The organism is Fumia xinanensis, assembly GCF_014384905.1.
GTDB lineage: Bacteria > Bacillota > Clostridia > Oscillospirales > Ruminococcaceae > Fumia > Fumia xinanensis.
On record NZ_JACRSV010000001.1, the window covers coordinates 290,936 to 311,882 of the forward strand.

General features: G+C 47.8%; 17 protein-coding genes. 1 reads left to right on the forward strand and 16 read right to left on the reverse strand.

From position 1 onward, the window contains the following. Positions 1–51 precede the first annotated feature (51 nt). From H8710_RS01370 to H8710_RS01440, 16 genes are all read right to left on the reverse strand, one after another. The gene (locus tag H8710_RS01370) at positions 52–1,557 is read right to left on the reverse strand and encodes a 4Fe-4S dicluster domain-containing protein (RefSeq protein ID WP_249293593.1); all 1,506 of its coding nucleotides are present in this window, start codon (positions 1,555–1,557) and stop codon (positions 52–54) included. A gap of 178 nt (positions 1,558–1,735) precedes the next feature. After that, entirely contained in the window at positions 1,736–2,377 is a 642-nt protein-coding gene (locus tag H8710_RS01375) for a M23 family metallopeptidase (RefSeq protein ID WP_249293594.1), read from the reverse strand. Between the two features lie 34 nt (positions 2,378–2,411). Then, on the reverse strand, positions 2,412–2,591 hold the full coding sequence (locus H8710_RS01380) for a hypothetical protein (protein ID WP_249293595.1): 180 nt from the start codon (positions 2,589–2,591) through the stop codon (positions 2,412–2,414). Further along, positions 2,588–2,908, reverse strand: coding sequence for a hypothetical protein (locus H8710_RS01385; protein WP_249293596.1), 321 nt, complete (start codon positions 2,906–2,908; stop codon positions 2,588–2,590). Before H8710_RS01385 ends, H8710_RS01380 begins: the two co-directional genes overlap by 4 nt. 12 nt (positions 2,909–2,920) lie before the next feature. Continuing rightward, positions 2,921–5,641, reverse strand: a complete 2,721-nt coding sequence (locus H8710_RS01390) for a pyocin knob domain-containing protein (RefSeq protein WP_249293597.1) — start codon at positions 5,639–5,641, stop codon at positions 2,921–2,923. Positions 5,642–5,652: 11 nt separating this feature from the next. After that, positions 5,653–7,182, reverse strand: a complete 1,530-nt coding sequence (locus H8710_RS01395; protein ID WP_249293598.1) for a hypothetical protein — start codon at positions 7,180–7,182, stop codon at positions 5,653–5,655. Between the two features lie 16 nt (positions 7,183–7,198). Then, on the reverse strand, positions 7,199–7,621 hold the full coding sequence (locus H8710_RS01400) for a hypothetical protein (protein WP_249293599.1): 423 nt from the start codon (positions 7,619–7,621) through the stop codon (positions 7,199–7,201). 66 nt (positions 7,622–7,687) lie between these two features. Beyond that, positions 7,688–7,819: a hypothetical protein gene (locus H8710_RS13305; protein ID WP_283242743.1), complete on the reverse strand. Its 132-nt coding sequence runs from the start codon at positions 7,817–7,819 to the stop codon at positions 7,688–7,690. A 28-nt stretch (positions 7,820–7,847) separates the two neighbouring features. Then, complete coding sequence (locus H8710_RS01405; RefSeq protein ID WP_249293600.1) at positions 7,848–8,147, reverse strand: hypothetical protein; 300 nt, start codon at positions 8,145–8,147, stop codon at positions 7,848–7,850. Positions 8,148–8,187: 40 nt separating this feature from the next. Beyond that, a complete protein-coding gene (locus tag H8710_RS01410; RefSeq protein ID WP_249293601.1) occupies positions 8,188–9,309 on the reverse strand; it encodes a hypothetical protein in 1,122 nt (373 codons plus the stop codon). A gap of 18 nt (positions 9,310–9,327) precedes the next feature. Continuing rightward, complete coding sequence (locus H8710_RS01415) at positions 9,328–10,017, reverse strand: hypothetical protein (protein ID WP_249293602.1); 690 nt, start codon at positions 10,015–10,017, stop codon at positions 9,328–9,330. 15 nt (positions 10,018–10,032) lie between these two features. Next, positions 10,033–11,250: a DUF5048 domain-containing protein gene (locus H8710_RS01420; protein ID WP_249293603.1), complete on the reverse strand. Its 1,218-nt coding sequence runs from the start codon at positions 11,248–11,250 to the stop codon at positions 10,033–10,035. A gap of 5 nt (positions 11,251–11,255) precedes the next feature. Next, on the reverse strand, positions 11,256–12,206 hold the full coding sequence (locus H8710_RS01425) for a hypothetical protein (RefSeq protein ID WP_249293604.1): 951 nt from the start codon (positions 12,204–12,206) through the stop codon (positions 11,256–11,258). After that, the gene (locus H8710_RS01430) at positions 12,203–13,447 is read right to left on the reverse strand and encodes a hypothetical protein (protein ID WP_249293605.1); all 1,245 of its coding nucleotides are present in this window, start codon (positions 13,445–13,447) and stop codon (positions 12,203–12,205) included. The genes H8710_RS01425 and H8710_RS01430 overlap by 4 nt, the downstream gene beginning before the upstream one ends. An 18-nt stretch (positions 13,448–13,465) precedes the next feature. Next, the gene (locus H8710_RS01435; RefSeq protein ID WP_249293606.1) at positions 13,466–16,165 is read right to left on the reverse strand and encodes a hypothetical protein; all 2,700 of its coding nucleotides are present in this window, start codon (positions 16,163–16,165) and stop codon (positions 13,466–13,468) included. Between the two features lie 72 nt (positions 16,166–16,237). Beyond that, the gene (locus H8710_RS01440; RefSeq protein WP_249293607.1) at positions 16,238–20,266 is read right to left on the reverse strand and encodes a coiled-coil domain-containing protein; all 4,029 of its coding nucleotides are present in this window, start codon (positions 20,264–20,266) and stop codon (positions 16,238–16,240) included. Between the two features lie 122 nt (positions 20,267–20,388). On the opposite strand from H8710_RS01440, the gene H8710_RS01445 reads away from it, so the two are divergent. Continuing rightward, on the forward strand, positions 20,389–20,928 hold the full coding sequence (locus tag H8710_RS01445) for a hypothetical protein (protein WP_249293608.1): 540 nt from the start codon (positions 20,389–20,391) through the stop codon (positions 20,926–20,928). Positions 20,929–20,947: the final 19 nt, after the last annotated feature.

The window sequence follows — 20,947 nt, forward strand, 5'->3', positions numbered from 1 at the left end:
GTGTATTAAGAAAAAACCGCCGGTTCTTTTACAGAACCGGCGGCAATGCTTTTAATCCAAAAGACTTAGGGTGATCTTGTATTTGTTATCCAGGGCGTTTTTGTCCTTGGCCTGCTTTTTGTATTGGTTGATACTGGCGGTGGCCTTGTTGATAGGCTGTAACGTTCCCGCACCTGCGACACATCCGCCGGGGCAGGCCATTCCTTCCAGCAAATAGCCATTTAATTTTCCAGCTTTGGCCACCATGAGCATCTTGCGGCAGTCGTGAAGGCCCTGCGCAGCTTGAACAGGGATTTCTTTGGTGGGGTCGAGACGCTTCACCGCGTCAACGACGGCGCTGGCAACTCCTCCGCTGACTGCAAAGCCTCTTCCTGCGGCGGTAGCCTCCTCCAGAGGATGAGAAGTATCAATTTGATCAAATTTTACCCCTTTGGCCTCGAACATGCCCATAATTTCTTCGAAGGTCAGTACGAAATCCACACCGCTGCGAACCGAACGACGGCTGGCCTCCAGCTTTTTTGCAGAACAAGGGCCGATGAAAGCAACCTTACAGTTTTTGTGCTCCTTTTTCATCAGGCGGGCGGTGAGCACCATGGGAGTCAACGCCATGGAGATATAGGGAGCCAATTCGGGAAAAAGCTTTTTCGCCATCACCGACCAGGCAGGGCAGCAGGAGGTTGCCATAAAAGGTTGGTTTTCTGGCACATCTCGGATGAAGTCCTTGGCCTCTTCGATGGTGCAGAGGTCGGCCCCGATTGCTACCTCCACCACGTCGTCGAAACCCAACTGCTTCATAGCACCTTTGAGCCGTTCCGGAGTCATATCCGGCCCAAACTGACTGATAAAAGCGGGGGCGACGATGGCGATGACCCGATCGCCAGCCTTGATGGAATGGATGAGCTGGAAAATCTGGCCCTTGTCAGAAATGGCACCAAAGGGGCAGTTTACGATGCACATCCCGCAGGACACGCATTTATCGTAGTCGATCACAGCGCGGCCCAGCTCATCGGAACCGATTGCGTCCATGCCGCAGGCTTTGGCGCAGGGACGCTCCATTTTAAGGATGGCGCCATAGGGGCAGACATCTTTGCAGCGGCCACATTTGATACATTTGTCCTGGTCAATGACTGATTTGCCGTGCCGAATGCTGACAGCACCTTTAGGGCAGACCTCGGTGCAGGGGTGGTTTAAGCAGCCCTGGCAACAATCGGTGACTTTAAACACTTTGTCCGGACAGGCATTACAGGCAAACTTGATAATGTTTACCAGCGGCGGATCGTAATACTTTTCGGCGATGGCGCTTTCATTAACTCCCTCTGAAATCGGCGCGTGCTCGTCAATAGGGCGAAGGGGGAGACCCATGGAAAGCCGCAGCCGCTCGCCGACAATGGCCCGCTCCAAAAAAATACTGTCCCGGTAGGTGGCAACTTCGCCGGGAACAATCTTATAAGGTAGTTCTTCCATCCGGGAATAGTCGCCGCCCTCATAGGCGAGACGGGCGACTTCGGTGAAAACTTTGCGGCGTATATCGGTAACGGATGAATAAATTCCTCTCATGATGCTCCTCCTTTTTATTCTTGTTATTATTTTAACATTATGTGCGCTTTCATGCAATATGAGTTTGATGGAAAGAGAGGAAATTTTTTAAATAAATATTTGCTAGATTATGGAGAAAATGCTGACAAACAAAATCAAAAATCGGGAAGCAAAAACACATTGCTTCCCGATTTTATTATTAAATGATTGCGCCGTTTTGATCGGTCATGATGAGCTGGCACTCCTTGACAGTGCTGCGGAAGGACTTGTCTGCAAAGGCATAAGCCTTTCCGTTGATGAGCTGCAAACCGGTGACAGCAATTCCGTTTTTGTCAAACCAGTACCAACGATTGTCAATTTTTTTCCAAGCGTTTTTCAGTCCCCCATAGGTCCAGCCTTCTGCTGTCTTCACCCATTTTATGGGTTCCTCGTCGGGAGTATAAGTACCACATTTGTTTGGAATTTCCAAAAAAGCAGCGGGGTTTGTACGGATATTTCCCTTGGTGCGAGTCTCAAAATGGCAGTGATTGCCGAAGCTCAGACCAGTATTCCCCATTACACCAAGTTTGTCACCGGTTTTCACTTTATCTCCGACCTTGACGGCCCGAGAATCCATGTGACAGAAATAATACCGGTTGCCGGAACTGTCGTCCACCCTCACGTAGTTCCCCCATTCCCAAGTAATGTTTCCGCTTGACTTGGGGATGATGGTGGAAGACATAATGGTACCCGTAACAGGGCTAATGATGTCGGGACTGTCGATACCGACCATATCTAAGCCCCCATGCCCGGGACCGTAAGGCTGGCTTACTTTGAATGTTCCACAGAATATAGTTTTCATTGGTTGCACCTCCTCGTGCAGATATGACAACGGGTTAGTCCTTTTTTGCCTGCGTTCCGAAATAAAAGGCGATGATAGTGGTAAAAACCGTCATAAACTGTTCAGTGTTTACGGCTCCTTTCAGGGTGAGCACAGCGAAAACTGCCGTCAAAACCAGTGTAATGATACTTTTTATGGTCAGAAGGCGGTTCAGCCGTTCCCATAAAAATCTCACAGTTGCTCCTCTCTCCGCTCAGTGGGGATTTTTTCAATTTCCTCCATCAGGCGGGTGACGGTTCCGTTCCCGCCAAGGTTTTGGTACTGTTCGTAGAGGCTGTGGATGTTGTCGAGGGCGTAGATGGGGCAGTACCCTTTGTCCATGTAATGATTGTAAGTCTGAATGATCCGGTCCCGCAAAAGTGCGACGATACCGTGCTTGATAGCATCCTGCTCTTTCACTTTTTTGGAGAGTGTTCGGTAGGCGATGCCGAAACCTGCGAGCGTAGCACTGAAAACGGCTTCCAGCCAGTAATGTGTAATAAATTCAATCATGGCAGAATCCCCTTATGAAGTTTGGGAGAAAAAGTTTGAGTAGGAGGGCATGTACTTATTGGTGGTAGTGGTGGAAGAAATATTGGAACCCCCTAAGGAAACGGTGGAGCTATAAAAGCTGCAGCCCACAATGTTGTATTTAGGGCAAACGGAGGAAGTTCCCACTGTGATGTCGGCTGTTTGCGTTCTGCTGCTGATAGCGACACGGTCAAACCGGCATCCATGCAGTACTATACAGGTGTTTGCGGTAATGTTAGAGGAGGCTCCAATTCCTAAGCCAAAGCCGGCTGTATTGGAGGAGTGCTTATAGCCTCGGAAGGTACAATTGGAGGCGGATAACTTCGCCGTAGCGCCGTTCAGGTATACACCGCAGCCCCCATTGGATAAATTAGAGCTATTATACGATGATTTTCCTATAAATATAGAATTTGTAATATTAGCTTTTCCTGCCACACTCAGCCCCGCCATTACACCGTTGTAAGCGGTGTTTTCATTATAGTGATATAACCATGAGTTATCGATGTTTGCGGTAGCAGTTGCGCTGACGGCTGTACCATGATGGATGGCTGAATTGATGATGGATAAATTACAGTTGCTGGCCTCTAGGCCGCCTTCGCTGACACAGTTACTGATACATACTTTTTCAGCGCTGGAAATGTCAATTCCTTTTCCGGATAGCTCCACTAACTGTTTCAATATGGAATTGTGAATAAAAACTTGAGCAGAAGCATGATTTACTGCAATGTTTCTCCCCCACTTATAGTATTGGAGACGGCAGTTATCGACAAATGTTTTGCCTGCTCCAGTGTGGCGAATAGTAACTCCACCAGTCAGTGCCCCCCTTGTATCCACGCTTGTCAAATCACAATTATAGATGATAATATCGCCCTCGCCTGCATTTTCGATACAAGTTGTCCCGTTATTCAAAGAATCATTTGCCGCAGCACGAATAGTCAGCCCCTCATGGTAAACGGTATTGACGCCGGTGTGACGAATGAGAGTGATGTTTTCTGTGTTGGTGTTCATCTGTGGAAAAACAGCGTTGCTCCAATCAATATGAACAGGGATGTCCAAGCTGCTTCCAAAATCCATATACGCTTTGTTCGCGTTCAATGTCCCCAGCGTCACGTTGCCGGTCACTACAATTTTTACACTTTTTGCATTGTTGGGATTTGAGGCTGCGGTGATTTTCATTAAAATGTCGCTGCCAAGGGAGGAAAGGGTAGGATTATTATAAACGAAAGTGGTGACACTGTTTAGTTTTATTTTGTCCGCAGCACTCATAAAGCCTGCCGCACTTGTGGTCGCTGCACTGTGACTATGACTGCTTGTCACATACCCTTGACTTTTGACAAAAGCGGTGGTGGCAATTTGGGTGCTGTTTGTAGAAGCTGAGGGTGTTGGCGCTTTGGGAGTACCTGTGAAGGTGGGGGACGCCAAAGGTGCTGCGCCGTCTACTTTTGCTTTGTCAGAAGAGGACATGAGACCGTTTTTCGCAGTTGTTGCATTTGGAAGTGGGGACTGCCATGCATAAAAACCGGCTCCATGATCGAAGCGAACGGCACATTCTATTCCCACCGCAGAGGTGACATACTGTTTTACATAATTGCCGCGAGCTATAACGATGCCGAGGTAATCGGAACTGCTTAGCTGCGGAGAGTTGGCGGCATTGTTGGCGCTGTAATAAAAACCGGTCTCTGTGGCATCGTTCCAGTCGGTCACCAATGTCGGTTCCGAACCTGCCAGATTGCCCCAGGCCACAGTACCATCGTCAATCCATTTAAGGATCTGCCCTGCACTTCCGCCGGAAGGAATGTGTTTATTTCCGCTGGTAGTGGGGTGCACATAATTGTTGGCGTTTGTTGCAATCCCGTTTAGCTTTGTTTTGTCCGCGGCACTCATAAATCCAGCTGCACTAGTGGTCGCTGCAGAGTGTGTATGGCTTCCCACAGCGTAATTCTGCGCTTTTACGAAAGCGGTAGTCGCGATTTGGGTACTATTGGCAGAAGTAGCCGCAGTAGGGGCAGTCGGCGTGCCGGTAAAAGCGGGAGAAGCTATAGGCGCTGCTCCGTTCAGCTTTACCTTATCTGCACTAGACATCAATCCGTACTTAGATGTAGTAGCTTCGGCAAAACTTTGTGTCCAAGAGGACCAGGTTCCACTTGTATTTCTAGTGCGAACCCATCTTTCTATTCTTACATCAGCGCTTATCATTTTTGGTGTTAAAATCTGTTTAATATCTCCAAAATAAACAAATACTTCTCCAAACCAATCATCAGAAACAGGGCTGGGCGGCTTATTAGCTGCGCTGCTGTTGCTGTAAAACCACCCAGGTCTTATTGCGTCGTTCCAATCTGTAACCGATTTTGCATTGGCAAAAATTTCTTCGACGTTTCTTCCGTCAGAAGTAGTAATCATTGTACCGGGATGAGTGGATGGATGAGCGTAATTGTTTGCATTTGCTGCAATCCCGTCCAGCTTTGTTTTATCCGAGGCACTTATAAATCCGGCCGTATTGGTGGTCGCTGCCGAATGAGTATGGCTTCCTGATGCATAGTTTTGTGCTTTGACAAAAGCAGTTGTCGCAATTTGGGTGCTGTTGTTACTGCTGGCGGGCGTGGGAGCCTTGGGCGCCCCGGTAAATGATGGGGAAGCAAGGTCGGCTTTTTTATCAAACAGAGTTTTTATCTTTTGTATGAGATGGCTAAGCCCCGTCTGATCTAGATAAGGCATATCATTTCCCCCTAGCTTGCAAAAATAGTATCGATCTCTGCGTTTGTGATAGAGATAATTTCAAATACTGCGCCGAGACCGTCCCATTTTTGACCGTCCCATGCGTAGTTCTGACCATCGGTTTCTACGTTCCAGACATCACCCAGGGTATTCCCGGTAGTGGGAAGATCGGCTTCGGTGGACTTGGATCCTTTATACTTATACACCCCTGTGATGTCCGACTTAAGCGCATAGTTGCTTGCTGCGCTGAATCCACTTAATTTTGAAAAGTCTGCCTTGCTCATCAGTCCGTCCTTTGACGCCGTTGCCACAGAATAAGTGGTATCGGTAAAAACTGCATTGGCAGGAACGTCCGAAAGTACGTTGTGTCCGTTTACAGTGGACGAATTTCCGCCATTGGCGGGACGCGCGTCACTTAAACGGGAGTCGTTTCCCTGGCAGACAGTTCCGGCGGCGGTGCCAAAGTTTTTGTTAAAAGCGCTGTTTTTAGTAAAGCTTGCTTCTTTCGCATCCAAAGCCGCTTTCACAGCCTTGTTTTGCACCGGATTTGTGCTAGTGGAAGAGAGGGCGCTGTCTACCGTTATTTTGTTGGCTCCTTCGGCAATGCCGTCCAGCTTTGTTTTATCAGCGGGGGATAACAAGCCGCTTTTGGCCGATGTTGCGTCCGAGATCAGTGGTTTCCATTCTCCCCAGGTTAAAACGCTGTTCGAGAAATCAGCACAGCGATATTTTATTTCTTCTCCATCTGGAGTGGTTATGTACTGTTTGGTCGGGCCATGGGGATTTTTCAGCACAATTCCGAACAGATACATGTTGGATGACCCATTGGAAAATGTAGGGGCGTTTGGCGCATCGGCGTATCCACAATAAAATCCTTGGGTAACCGCGTCGTTCCAATCGTCCGCCCAAACTCCGCGGTTGGTAAATTGGTCCAATGTCATCTGGCCGCCAATTGTTTCCAGAACGATCATATTTGCCGGATGACTGGCGGGATGAACATAGTTGTTTGCGCCCACTGCAATCCCCGCTAGTTTGTTTTTCTCCGCCGTGGTGTAATCATTAGCAGACAGGCCTTTTCCGCTGACTTTATCCACCTTGTTGCCCAAGGCGGTATTGATGGCTTTGTTCTGGACCGGGTTCGTGCTTGTAGCGGACAGGGCGCTGTCGACTGTGGTTTTATTGGCGCCTTCTTCGATGCCGTTCAGCTTGGTTTTGTCAGAAGCGGACAGCAGACCGGACTTTTCGGTGGTGGCGTCGGTGTATGTGGTATTATTGTCCGCTCCCCAAACTGCAGTGCCGTCAGCGCTCCAGCGGAGGATCTGTCCCGATACTCCTCCTGCGGGGATGTGCTTGTTTCCACTGGTAGTAGGATGGGTATAGTTATTGGCTCCGCTTGCAATACCGGAGAGCTTGTTTTTTTCCGCTGTGGTATAGTCGTTGGTTGACAGGCCTTTGCCCTCTACTTTGTCGACCTTTCCGCCAAGCAATGTTTTCAGCTTCTGCCAGAGATATAAAAGGCCGTTTTGATCTAAATATTTCATAATAAATATCCTCTCTTTAGCTATTTATAATTTTTTCAATGTCTGCATTGGACAGCACATTTTTTTGATCTACAGCACCGACCTCAGCGGCAGTATGGGTGTGACTGCTTGCTGCGTAATTTTGCGCTTTTACAAAAGCGGTAGTGGCGATTTGCGCACTGCTGTCGGACATGTCCGGGGTGGGTGCTTGGGGCGTTCCAGTAAAGACAGGGGAGTCTAAAGATGCAGCGCCGGATAGCTTATTTTTATCCGCTGTTGTATAATCGTTAGAGGAAAGGCCTTTGCCAGCAACTTTATCCACTTTGCCGGCGACTTGTGTGTCCAGAGATTCTGCCTTTTGCTGAAGGTTATCCCCGTTTTGCAGCTTAACCGCTTTAGCGTCAGTAACTGGATGGTAAATGCCACCTTCCCGATCTTGGATTTCAATTATATTTATCATATAGTGTCACTCCATATTTCATATAAAAGGTGATGGAGCGGGGAACGCCCCATCACCTTCGCTTTGTTATTTTTTGGGAGTGGAAAGGATCATATTGGCTTCTTCTTCTGTGATAAAGCCTTTACTGATAAAATTGTAAATATCTGCTTCCGACTTGATTTTGCCCATCGTCCAGCAGTTTAAAATAAATTGATACATAGCGATTCTCCTTCTATTATTTTTTAAATTACATCATCATGAAGGCCAAAAGGGCGTCTTCGGTTGCGGACATTCTGTTTTCCAACTGTGTGATTTTGGTACTGGGGGCAATGGGGTTTTCTTTGAATGTCCCGTCTGAGAAAAGCATCCCCTCTTTTACAGAAATACCGGATGGAATTTCTTGATACCGTCCTACCAAACTTGGATGAACGACGTCTTCAATGGATAATTCTCCATCCTGCTTATCTTTGCAGTAAATGCAGGAGCACCTGGTCTCAATTGATAATACCTGTCCGCCGTAATCAATAAACGCATATTTTTTTGTCATAATAAATTTTCCTTTCTTTTATAACCTGTTGTATTCAGATTTATTGTTCGTCTAAAATGAGCTCGATGATAACTGCTGCCTGTCCTCCCGGAGCACCAGTTCCTCCCTGGGATACATACTCTGTGGTTGTAGCATTTACAAGGGTATAAAAGCAGCGGTAGGCGCCACCACCGCCTCCTGTTCCAAAGGGAAATGTGCCGGAATAAGACGCTTTGACAGATGTTTTTCCGTCCAGAGAGGAATCAGCGTCTCCTCCTTTCCCGCCTTCTCCAGACAGGAATTTACTTTGAGCGGTATTGTATGCGCCTCCGTTTCCGCCATCGGCCGTGCCATTACCTGAAGTAAACTGGTTTGTGCCAGAGGTAGCGGCTATTGGCTGGAAACTGGTGATCTCTTCCCCGGTACAATATCCGTTTGTTCCTGGAACGGCGGTATAAGATGATCCATATGGTTGAACGGCCCCGTCGTTTCCGGGGACAGCGGAGATTATTGTTCCAAAGCTGGCGTTTCCATTGGCGGTAATTGTAATAGTATTGCCTGCGGCCAGCATTGTTGTTACCTGGCCGGCTCCGCCAGCCCCTCCCCCAGGCCCGTTAATGCCGTGCAGTGTCTCTGCCAAACCTTCTTGGAATATTCCTCCTCCACTGCCGCCCCGGGCAATACAGGTTACTCGGTATTTGCCAGATACCGGAGCGGTAAACGTGCCGTTTGCAGTATACGAGGCGATCATCACATAGGCTTCGGCCGGAAGGGAAAGCTGCCCTCCGGCCTGCTTAAAATTTATCTTTTTTCCCGCTGTATCAATGATAATCGGGACGACTGCTCCCGCTTTAAATGCGCCTGCTGTCAGGGCCTTTCCGTCCAGCGTCTGCACGGTATAGTCAGTACCGTTGACGGTAAAACCATCATTAACCGCATAGTCCTTATCGGCCTTAAAAACGCAGGACACGAGGCCGGTCACCGAGGGAAATTCGGAAAGCGCATAGGTGCTGCCGGTTTTGCTGCAAGTGAGTTCGTAGGTTACCTTTTTATCAATGTCGCTTAGTTTTGTCTGTAAATTGCCGCCGCTGCTGACCGAAACGCAATCTGCCTGGGTTTTGGGATACATCTCTTCATAAGTGTCAACTCCGATTTTTCGGCGCTGTTGAATTTTAATAGCCATGTTTTTTCCTCCTATCCGTTAAATGATTTCATACCAGATATCGCCAATTTCCTGATTCTGAGAAGCAGGTTGGGTCCCGCTGATAATTATCTGGCGGCTGCTCACGACCTTTGCCCACTTGGAGTTGGTAAAGGATGGGGCAGAATTGGTGTTGGCTGTAGTCGCTGCCCAAAGGACATTATTGTAATCAACCAGGTCGTCTTTTACATAAGCGGTAGATGAATTCCAGTGGCCACAGAATTTGAGATTTGCACCGGGATCGCCTTTTTCACCTTTAATCGTCATGGGAACAAAATAGGCGGTGTTTGTCGGCAGAGCACCCATGGGAATTGTCTTTTTCGTTGCCATGTAAGACATTCCCTGGTAGATGACCACGTCATATTTGGTGTATCGTTTGCTGGAGCTGTAAGTTCCCTGATAGGTGATGAGGTTTTCCAGATAATTGTCGATGTTATCGTGGAAAAATTCCTGAACCGAGTAGGTCATGTGATAAAGATTATTCCACCGGTCGGCATTGAACATCATGTTTTTCAGTTCTGGGTACTGGTTCAGTACCTGCTGGGCTCCCGCCCAGTCTCTGGCGGCGATTTTGGCATTGTACGCCTCGATTTTTGGCAGATCGGCCTCGGAGGGATCGGTCATTTCGGTCATCTCGTCAAGTCCGTCTGGAAAGTTTGAATTATAAAGGTAAGGGTATTGTGTGCTCATTGTGACACCTCTTTCTTATGTAATATCCGGGTATAGGGGGTAGAATTTGATGAGTTCCAAGCTGGAAGTGCCCGACGAAACCGAGTGGTTAATGGATTTGATGATCCACTCCTCGGTTTTCCCCGTGATTCTCGGGGTGTAACGGATCTTTTGATTGACATCCAGCCAGGGAATGGTAATGGTTTGAAGCTGCAAACCGTCATTTAAGCGAGTTCGCTTCCAAAGCTCGTATTTGGCCCGTTGAAGGGCCAAATCATTGGTAGCGATTTTTGCGTACTCGCCGCCGCTGAGCACTTCGGTGATCCGCCCCAACTTTTGAACACAGAAAGGGCTTGCTTCGTTTTGATCCCAGCAGCGTGCTTCAATTTGGGTGTTGTCCTTTTTCTGGACTCCATAGAGAAGGATGTCGTTTTTTACTTCCTCCAGGCTGTTTTGGAGCTGCTCACTGATGACCAGTTCGGAGAGAACGGAATCGGTCAGAGCCACGGCGTCGTCCTTGCAGGTTGGAATCCGTTTGCAGATGAAAACGCCATTTACGTCAAAATAGGTTTCCCAGCCGGGATACAGGTCTCTGAGCTTTTCGATGACCTGGTGCCGGGTGGCTCCCGCGTTGAATTTCAGATCGTAAGGCACGCAGCGCGGGTCAGAGGAACCGGACGGCACATTTATTTCACCGCCGATGTCGTCGATGATGTAGGGGCGGTTTAAGAGAACACTTTCCTCTCCTTCGCTGTTATAATCCTGAGTGAGGGCTTTGATCATCACCTCACGGATATTTGCTCCTTCGGAAATCTGCATCATTATGGCGGGGATGGCGCCGTTGCGGGCGCCGGTCAGCTCGCTCATCAGGTCGCTGCAGGAAAGGGAGAGGTTTTTGGTGGAGACATCGTAGGAATAGGATGTCTGGTTGAACAGATAGATGCCCATGTTGTACCACAAAACTTCTTGTTTTGGGGAGAGGGTATTCAGATAGCCCGCATAGACGCGGATATAGCGGTCGAACCAGATTTTTCGGTTTTCTCCTAGAAGAAGGGAATCATCTCGGACAGTCATGGTAAGACTCAGCGTCCGGCGAATGTCAGAGTTTGCGTTAATGGAAAGGCTCAAGTCGATGGTGACGCCGTTTAACTCAGCGAGGGTCAGGTAGTTGTGGTCGAGAAGCTCGATTTTCACATAGACTGACTTGTTTTTCAGCTTTAAAACTTTTAAATCATCTACAGTTGGAAGATACAAGGCGCTCACCTGCCCTTCGTCAGGCGGAAGTCATCAATAAAGCCGTAGTACCGAAGGTCGTCGCCGCTGTCGCAGTCGCCGATTTCCACCCAGTTGAAGGAGGTGACGGGGAGAAAATCGTGTTCGCCCTCTGACTCGGTGGGGCTGTCCACCACTGAGATCATCCACATGCGGCCGTCGTAATTTTTCAGCATTTTGCTCTTGCCGTTGCAGAGAAATTCCATCAGGTTTTCCCGATAGGTCCAGCCGTCCTCTAATTTCAGCTCGCAGCTGGCGGCGTCCTTTCTAAAGAAGATACCTGAGGATGATCCGCTGTAGTAGTTGTTGAGGCCGTTTAGGATAACAAAGGGATATTTGTTCCCCAGGGTGGGGACAGCGACGGCAGGGCGGTTTTTCTGGGTGTTTACCGAAGTCTGCACCAGTGAATGGTATTCTAGATCCCGTTCCATGATGAATAGGCCGTCAAACTCGCTGCGGATGGATTTTTCATTGGGGTATTCGGTGCCTCCCTTGAGCCCTTCTTCCTCTACTTCTTTGGTCACCGCCACTAGAGCGTAGGAGTATTCTTTTTGAGAGCGGGCGTAGGGGTCGTAGCGGACGAATTTAAAGTCCTCTTCGGTTTCAATGGGAATGTGGAATAAATCGATCCACTGGAAGGAATTTTTTTCCCGGCGGCGGATGTGGACTTCGCCGATGTTTCTCGCGGCGAATTGGACGTTTCCTGCCAGGAGGTTCCCCGCGAAATAGGCGTGGAGAATGGTCTCATAATCCCATTCCTGAGGGATTTTTTCCGGGAATTTGGAGCTGTCCGATTGGGTGCGGTCCCACAGCTGGTCGGTGAGGGATAATTCCCGGAAGGTTCCCTGCCGGAGCGTTACGGAGCTCAAGGCTGAGGTGCCGTTTACAACGGGCGCAACCGGCGTTATGGAAGCAAAGCTTGTTGCCAGAAACATCATACGGCTTCCGCCTCCTCTCCGCTGCTGTTTCGGATTTTCAGGTCAAACAGGTGATTGCGTTTTTCAAACCAAAGGTATAGATAGGGCGAGGCAGCGCTCAAAGTGATCCGATTGCTGCAAATCACCGTGGGGAAGAATCCGTCGTCGGCTTTCATTTCCACGTGATAGGTGGGGGGGTTGCCTGCAGGATCGGATTTTTTCGGCAGATCCCGCACATAGCGGAACGAAATTTTTTGCTTTTGGTTTGATAGTTCGCAAAACACTTCATATTCCACCAGATTCTTGCAGACCATCTGAAGGGTAAAGTCGTCCCGAATGGAAAAGCCCTTGCTGAAGGTGGCGGAATAGCCATCTTTATTGAGGATAATATTGCGGGGGTTGTCCGCTGGCCCTTCATATTCTGCTGGGTCCGGGATACTGGTTCCCTCGATGGAAATGATGTTTGAAGCAATGCGGATGTTTCCCTCGTCGGGCTGATTACTTAGGTCCACAATGGCGAACAGCCGGGACGGGCGCAGATATTGAGCCGAAAATTCGATGGAGTCAGACTGGGTTTCTCCCAGGGAAACCACCATGCCGTACCGGGTGACCACCTGGATGCCGATAAAATAACGCTGTTCGTTGACAAGACCGGTGATGGGCACTGAAAAATCCATTTTGTAGGTTTGAGAAGTAGCATCGAATACCGGCAATTGGCTGTTTTTCTCCCGAGTGGAGGTGATGAGGTTCTTTTCTTCGTCATATAGCTTGACGATGTACTCTTCGGGGGGAATTCCCTCCTTTTGGCGGTAGGAAAAATTCAGAGTAAAGTTGGAATTCCGAATCACCCCTTTGTTTTGCAGCTCCTCATTCAAAACCGTGAGAACAGGGGTGCTGAAACAGTAAAAACTAACCGTGTCACTGGGTGTGCTTTCTTCGCTGCCGGAAAATACCGTCACCGCAGCATTGTAAGCATATCCGTTATGCAGATTGCTGGCCGCTACGTCGATTGTGTGGGTGAGGTTAAGCTGGGTGATAGTTTCGTTATACAACGGGGGATTTTGAGAGTCTGATATAGCTTGTTGGGCTTCATATACCTCGGCCAGATCGGACCCTTTATAGATCATCAAACGGTTTCCAGTGATCTGGGATTCACTTGGACCGGTATATTGAAATGAAACGGTTACTTTTCTTTTTTCTGCCCGAAGCTTATCGGCGTCAAATGCTGGAATATTTGATAAAACTGGTTTCGTAAGTGCCAAATTGCTTCCTCCTTTCTGTTAAGGCATGAGCTTGAAGAAGAATGTTTTTTCAATGGCGGTATCGTAGGTTTCGCCCACTTTGAAACTGTCTCCCTTATCGCCTTTGAGTTCTCCCTGATCCAGTTTCTGCTGGAAGGTGTGGCCGTCTGAGAAAACCACCATCGAGGCTGGATGAGTGGAGGGGTGAGTGTAATTGTTTGCGTTTTGGGCGATTCCAGCCAGTTTTTGCTTTTCTGCCGCGGTATAGTCGTTGGTGGAAAGGCCTTTGCCGATTTCTTTGTCAACTTTTCCCATAAGACTGTCCGTCAGTTCTCCGTATACCTGATTACTATCGCGGTTATAGGTAACGGATATATTGCCCTGGTCGGAATAGACGGTGGTAGTGGGATAGATTGCGAGGATAGCGGTGGGAGTGTGTTGAGTGATTACGGGTTCGGCCAGCTCGTAGTAGACGGTAACCGGCGTTCCGGCGGCGTGTTGGGCGGCTAAAATTTCCGTCGCTGCATCCTTGCTCACAAATCGGCTGTCCGTAATCACAAATCCCATGTAGCTTGGCACATAAATCCGGTTATTTAGATTTGTCCACTGAGATGCCAGATAGTGAGTAGATACGGGCAAACTATCCGCTTTTGCATGTACGGGGATTACAAATGATGCATAAGCCTGTCCATTGCTGTGCGTTCCCACAGTAAATGTTTCCGTCCCATCCAGCACCATTTTTCCGATCCTCCTCGTCTCTACCCCCGTTACCGCGTCGTATTCATCACATACGCCATTTGGCAGGCTCATGAGGGCTTCAAGGGTGGGGAGAGGGTAATCGGTGCCGGAATAGGGCTCGTATGCAGTAGGAGTAGAACCCTCTTCTAACTGAAACTGCACCAATAGATTGTCTACCAACGTGTCAGCCCTGAAATAAAAGTAGACGTCGATGCCTGTTTCATCACCTGTCACAGTGTATGTTCGTGCATATATCGTTCCCGTGTCTTTATTAATTTGCATCACCGGTACTGCCCGTTGGTCGTTTATACTGACAGTGTAGGTCTTTCCAACCTTTAGAATCCCCGCCATTTCATGAGGTGTAGTATAAGACTGGGCGGTGGCCGTTCCGTTTACCAGGATTCCGTCCGGTGTTTTTTCATAAGTAATACCTCTGTATACTCTGGTATCCCCCGGAAAGCAGTTGTCCATATCGAACAGGTTCTTCCCGCACACCGTCAATGCGGTCGGCTCCGTCCCACTGATAGTTGCGATATTATCCGGTGACTTCTCCGCCTCCGGGTTTGCAAGGACTTCCGTCGTCGCGCCCTGAACTGCTGCCTTTTGGAGCAGAGTGCTTTCACAAACATCTGACAGGGTAACAGCCTGTCCGGATTTCTTCCCTACAAAGACGTTAGCAAACTGTTGCCTAGCCTCTTCTTTGGTGTAGGCGTCGATTTCCTCATCCCATACTGCTGTTCCGTCAGAATCCCAGCGAAGAATTTGTTTATCCGTTCCACCGGAGGGAATATGTTTATTGCCGCTAGTTGTGGGATGCACAAAGTTGTTTGCGTTTGCTTCTACGCCATCTAGTTTCGTCTTGTCTGTCGACGACATCAGTCCGTTGGAGCTGGAGGTAGCGTTTTTAAAAGACTGGGACCATGCGCTCCACGACTGGCTGGATTCCCACCAACTGCGCGCCCAGCGTTCAATTCCTATAGGCGCACTGCTCGCGTGAGTTAGGATTTGTTTAATCCGGCCTTGATAGACAAATACTTGTCCGAACCAGTCATCACCAACTGGGCTGGGCGGTTCGTTGGCCGCATCACTTAAACTGAAATACATACCCGGTTTTACAGCGTCATTCCAGTCGGTTACGAAAATCGCTTCATCAAAGACGGACTGCAGGGTTTTGCCGTCGCTCAGCTGGATCATCGAGGCTGGGTGAGCGGAGGGGTGAGTGTAGTTGTTAGCGTTAGGAGCAATTCCAGCCAGTTTTTGTTTTTCTGCCGCGGTATAGTCGTTGGTGGAAAGCCCTTTGCCGGTTACCTTGTCTACCTTTCCATCCGCTTTAGCGTTTAGTTCGGTAAGTGCAGTCTGGACGTCGGTAGCGGTCACTCCCGAAGGCGGGGAAAAAGTAACATCTTGAGCATTGCCGCTGGTAGCGATTGTTTTCAGTGAGGGTTTTCCTGCAAGATCTTCGTAAGCACCGGAAGTCGCAACCGATGAAAGCCCTGTAATCATCGAAGCCGGGTGAGCGGAAGGATGGACATAGTTATTGGCGTTTTGGGCGATTCCGGCCAGTTTTTGCTTTTCCGCTGTAGTATAATCGTGAGTGGAAAGCCCCTTGCCGGTTTCCTTGACGACCCGGTTATTCAGCTCGGTGTTCAGGTTTGGAATATCTGGAATCCCGAGGTTCACATAGCCAGTTTTTCCGTTGACCGACAGGACGGTAGTGCTGGGATCCAGCTCGGATATGCCGACGGGAAGCAAAAACATCTGATCAGGGTCATTTTGTGGGACAATGACGTAAACCTCATCGCCGACTGCATAGCTTCCGGAAATGACAGCCGGCACAGTATAAGCTGCCTGTGCAATTTTTACTTTGTATCGGTTGTCCGATAGTGTCTCAGTAATAATTCCTTTCTGCGTTTTATCAAAAGAAGCGCTTGACAGAGCTTCTTTTATATATTTGATGATGCTTTCTGATAAAACGCCAATTGGATCCAGTTTGTTTTTCATATTGATTCCTTTCTGGAAGAATGTGGGACGAACGGAGTAAAACACTGAGGGATTGCGGTTCGCCCCGGCATTTTATCGTTTGTAGAATTCCTGCTGTAACGCCAGAGGCAATCTGTCAACGATTTCCCGCGACAGACGGTCGGTGTCCTGCACGCCATTTAAGATGACATCGCCGATGTTGATAGAATTGACCTGTGGTACGGCGATGCTCGGAAGATGAGAAGAACGGAACGCATGGGCGGGGCTCAATTTGCTCCAATTCCAGAGATTCTTTGTGGCCGCAGCGCTGAAAACCACGGTGCCTTGAGGGAGATATTCGTAGGTGCCTGTACCAGGTTTAAAAATGGCTTCGGGGCCGTTTTCGTTTACGAGGTAGGTGCCGGAATTGGAAACGTAGGCCGAGCCGGAGGCATAACCCTTTCCTTTGCCCGACGAAGCACCTGATTTCAGTTCGCCTTTGAGTTCTCTACCACTTTCCAGAGCGTTTAGTTCCCTGATTTTTTCAATCATCCGTTCCAACTGGGCGGTGTATGTATCTGCGTAGTTGGTTACGGCTTGCGTCTGCTCCACAAATTTTTCGCCCTGTTTTTTGACCCAGTCTTCGTGAATGTCCTGAGCAGTCTTGCTATTTAGATCAAAGTCTTCAAAATACCGATCCCAGAATTCCTGTTGTTCATTCAGCTTTGCTAGCTCATCGTCGATAGCCTTGAGCGCCTTTTCTTTGGCATCCTCCATTCGTTGGAGTTGAGCTTGATACTCGTATTCCTCTCTGGTCTTATCCAGATCCTCCTGTGCTGCCTCGACTGCCTCAGTGTCGGCAGTGTAGACAAAGCCCTGCCCCTCCACGTAGGTGAGGACGTTCCGCTGCTTTTTCAGGTTTTCCAGCTGCAGTTCCTTTTCCTTGAGGGTGTTGACCTTTTCCTGCGCCTCGTGTTTGCGCTTATAGGCTTTGATTTCCTCGTTATGGAATTCCTCGGTGGCCTTGCGTTCTTTTTCAAGGGCCTCCCGGGCGGCGCTGATGCTTTCGTCGATTTGTTTTTTCTCTGCGTCGAGGATCATCTGGAGGCCTTCCAGGCGGCTGTCGTACAACTCCTGGTACTGCTTTTGCAGTTCCTTGATATACTCTTTGTTTGCCTCAGAATCCTCGCCGCGGAGCTTTTCGATGCGGTCGTTGATAGCTTTCATTGCCGCGTCGGCCTCTTCGACCATCAGTTCGCCGGAGATTTCGCCCTGATCCCGGTCTTTATAAGAGGCGATGCGGTCTTTGGAGGCGTCGATGTCCTCGAGGAAGGCTTTCTGTTCGTACTCCCGTTTGGAATCGATGATGGATTTTTCTTTCTCCAGGTTCTCATCCATCAATTTTTCAAGGCTCTTGTAATACTCAGATTCAATATCATAGCCTTTTGCCCGCGCATCTTCTATAGCGGCGTTGATGGCGTCCCGCTGCTGTAAAACCAGGTCAAGCTGGTCGTCATAGGCGTTTTCCTCTTTATCAAGGGCGCTGATTTCGTCGTTGATATCGGAGATTTTGTCCTTAGTAAGGGATTCTTCCAGACCGCGGATTTCCACCAGATTATTCCGATATTGATCTTGGTATTTTTCCCTGTCCTTAAAGTATTTGTCGTTGAGGGCGCGCAGCTCGTTTAGATAGTCTTCTTCGCTGATTAGCCCCATCTTGCGGCGATAATCGAGGTCAGCCTTTGCTTTGTCGTAGGCTGCGAGCCAGGTGTCTACGGAGGAGGAACTTCCACCAGAACTGCTTCCTCCACTTCCGCTAGATCCGTTGTTCCCATACAGACTTTCAAAGAGGTCAAAACCTTCAGATGCAGCTAAATACTTATCAACCTTATCTAATGCGCTTTGGGTTGTATCTATTCTTGCCTGGATATTTGCTAAACCAGCTTCAGTATTTGATGAAAAGGTAGATTCATCAAATCCATATGTTGTTGTATATAAATCTTTTAATTTATTTTGGTTTTTAGTATAAGTTACGGCACTAGCTTCTAACTCAGCTAAACTAGCTGCGATTTTTGTTCTGATAGATTTAATATCTTCTGTCCGAGCGTCTATACTTAGTTGACAACCTTCTACTACCTTGTTAGCGGCCTCTATCGCCGCTGCTTTGTCTAAATTGTAACTGGCTTTTTTCTGTTCGTATAGAGCGGCTAAAGAACCCTCTTCTATAGTATATCCATTTGCCGTTTTGATAATTTCGTCATTTAGTTCTGGATATTGGTTTGCCAAAGAGACTACTTCGTCGGATGAAAGTGCTTGACCTTCTCTGACTTTGGTTAAAGCACCATATAGTTCGCCGTAATTATCCTTTAATTTGATAACAGTTTCTGAAAGTTTATCATTGGGATCGATAAGACCCTCAACCTGCGTTTTTGCTTCATCAATAGCGCCTAATAAGGCATTATTATCTGTTTCAACGTTAAGTGTAGGAAGCAGGTTAAACGCAATACGGATGTCTTCAGTTGTAAGCGCATCTAATAAACCTTGGCTGATATTTGGAAGCTGTGCAGAAATGGCATCCTTGATTTGTGTCGTGTCATAGTTTTTTCCGTCTTGTTCTACTACGATATTCAAGCCAATTTTTAGCCATGCTTTTTCTTCCTCTGACAGATTCATGATCTCGTCTATTTGGTCAACCAATTCATTCGCCTGTGTTTCCCATTCATCAGCGTTCATAGAATTTGGATCTAAAGCCATGAGTTCTTCTACTAGAGACGCAGCTTTGGGACTTGTAGCGAGACGCTCGGTAAAAAGTACAAAACTGTCGGTAATTCTGGCGAGTTCCTCATCTGTTTCCTGCCCGGTAATCCGGAATCCATTGACAAAATTGGCCATAAATTCCTTTTGCTTACCAGTCAATTTGTCGTATCCTTCTGCGTCGGATACGGCTAACAGCATGTGCTCATTAAAGCCTTTAGACGCTTTGTCAAGGGTCATATTATACACTTCGGCAGCGGTGTTGTAGTCTTTTGCGGCGCTTATCAATTCTTCCGCCGCTTCAATGGGCAGAAGCTCACGGATTTGCTCTGCGTTACGAACTACATTCATCGAGGCTATGCCCATATTGTTGACGAAAGCAGCCCCTAGAGATTCACCTTCATGTCGTAAATCGTCCAGACCAAATAGGTTGCTTAATTTACTTTCAAGGTAATCATCCATTTCTCCCTGGAAAACGGCCGCGTCTATACGTCCATATGCAGAATCCCTCTGCATATCCAGTTCTTTTTTTGCCCGGTTTCCCTCTTTTTCAAAGTTTTCAATAGTCCCTTTGGCTATGGTCTTGGTGTTTTCATAACTAACATGACTGGTTAGCGCCAAATCCTGTTCTTCTTTCAGCAGTCTGATGCTTTCTTCCAGCAGACCGTTTTTATTGGCAATGGCTTTGCCTTCTTCGTCGTAGCCCGCAATCAGGGAGGGATTGTTTTTCAGGATTTCCTGTAACATCTCCTGATAGCGTTCATACTGTTCGGTGGAAAGGGAGACATTGTTTCCGTATTCGTCAACACCTTGGGAAAGCTGGTTGAATTCCGACTGCATGCCTTCCAGAGAGGAAATATTATTTTGGATTTCCTCGGTGGTTTTTTTATAGGCCTCGGTAATTTCGTTTGCTTTGTCGATGGCCCGCTGGCTGGCGGTGGCGATGTTGGTGATAAGGGTAACAATGGCCTCAAAAGCTATTGAAACCGCCAGCATGACGCCGAACTGGGCGGCGGCGGATAAAAGTTTCATGCCGGCTGCCGCTGCCGGAGCGCTTTTTGCAGTGGCAACCAAAGATGCGTTGGCTTTTTTCTGGACCTCCTGGAACCCCTCCATCGAGACACCAGCTCTTTTGGCTTCATTGGCATAATCTTTCAAAATATTTGAAGCATTTTCATTATTGATAAGCTTCTGCCAATCTCCGTGATCTTTACGGGAGGACAAAAAGGTTTCCAGTATTTTTTCATCCTGGGCGTTGATTTCCTTTATTTTTTCCAGCTGGGATAAATCGGTGGTGATACCTTTGAGGGTAGAACCTTTGCCGGTCAGGTCTTTGAGGGCCGCCTTGGTTTTCTGGATGTCCTCAAACGTCCTGCCAAAAAAGTTCATTTTGCCAGTTTTTTCATTAGTAGTAAATATCAGTGTGTTACACAGTCATAATAAATGCAATTGACAGGGAAATTTTTCCTGTCTATAATGAAGTTACAATATCAAAAAGGGGAGTGACTTTTATGTTTGGAAAGCGGAAAAAAGAAGAAAAAGTTCAGGAAGTCGATATGGTATGTCCCAGATGTGGATGGGTAGATTCAGATTTACCAAAAGAAAATTGTCCTTTTTGCGGTTATAGTCCTGTAGTAATTGTCGGGCCCGCTAAAGTATTCTATTGTGATACAATGGAAGATACTTTAAGCATGGGTGAAGAACTTAGAACAACTTATTGTCCGACGAATAGCCCTGCTTATGATGCAGAATGGGCTGCTAAGTACCAAAAGAGGATTCAGGAATACTTAATTGAACTTGACCAAAAAGAAAAGGAGCAGCAAAAGCAAGAAGAAATTCAAAAAGAATTGGAGTGGCAAGAGAAAATGCAGAAGATAGAAAAAAGTGTAAAAGACTCGCGATACATCCCCAAATGCCCCACCTGTGGCTCCCCGGATATCAGGAAAGCACCTGAAATAGGGATATCGACCGTATATGAAAGCGGATTAGTTTCTATCTATGATTGTGTACGTAAGCAGTTTGAGTGCAATAACTGCGGATATCAGTGGTAGTGCATAAATTTTAAAATGA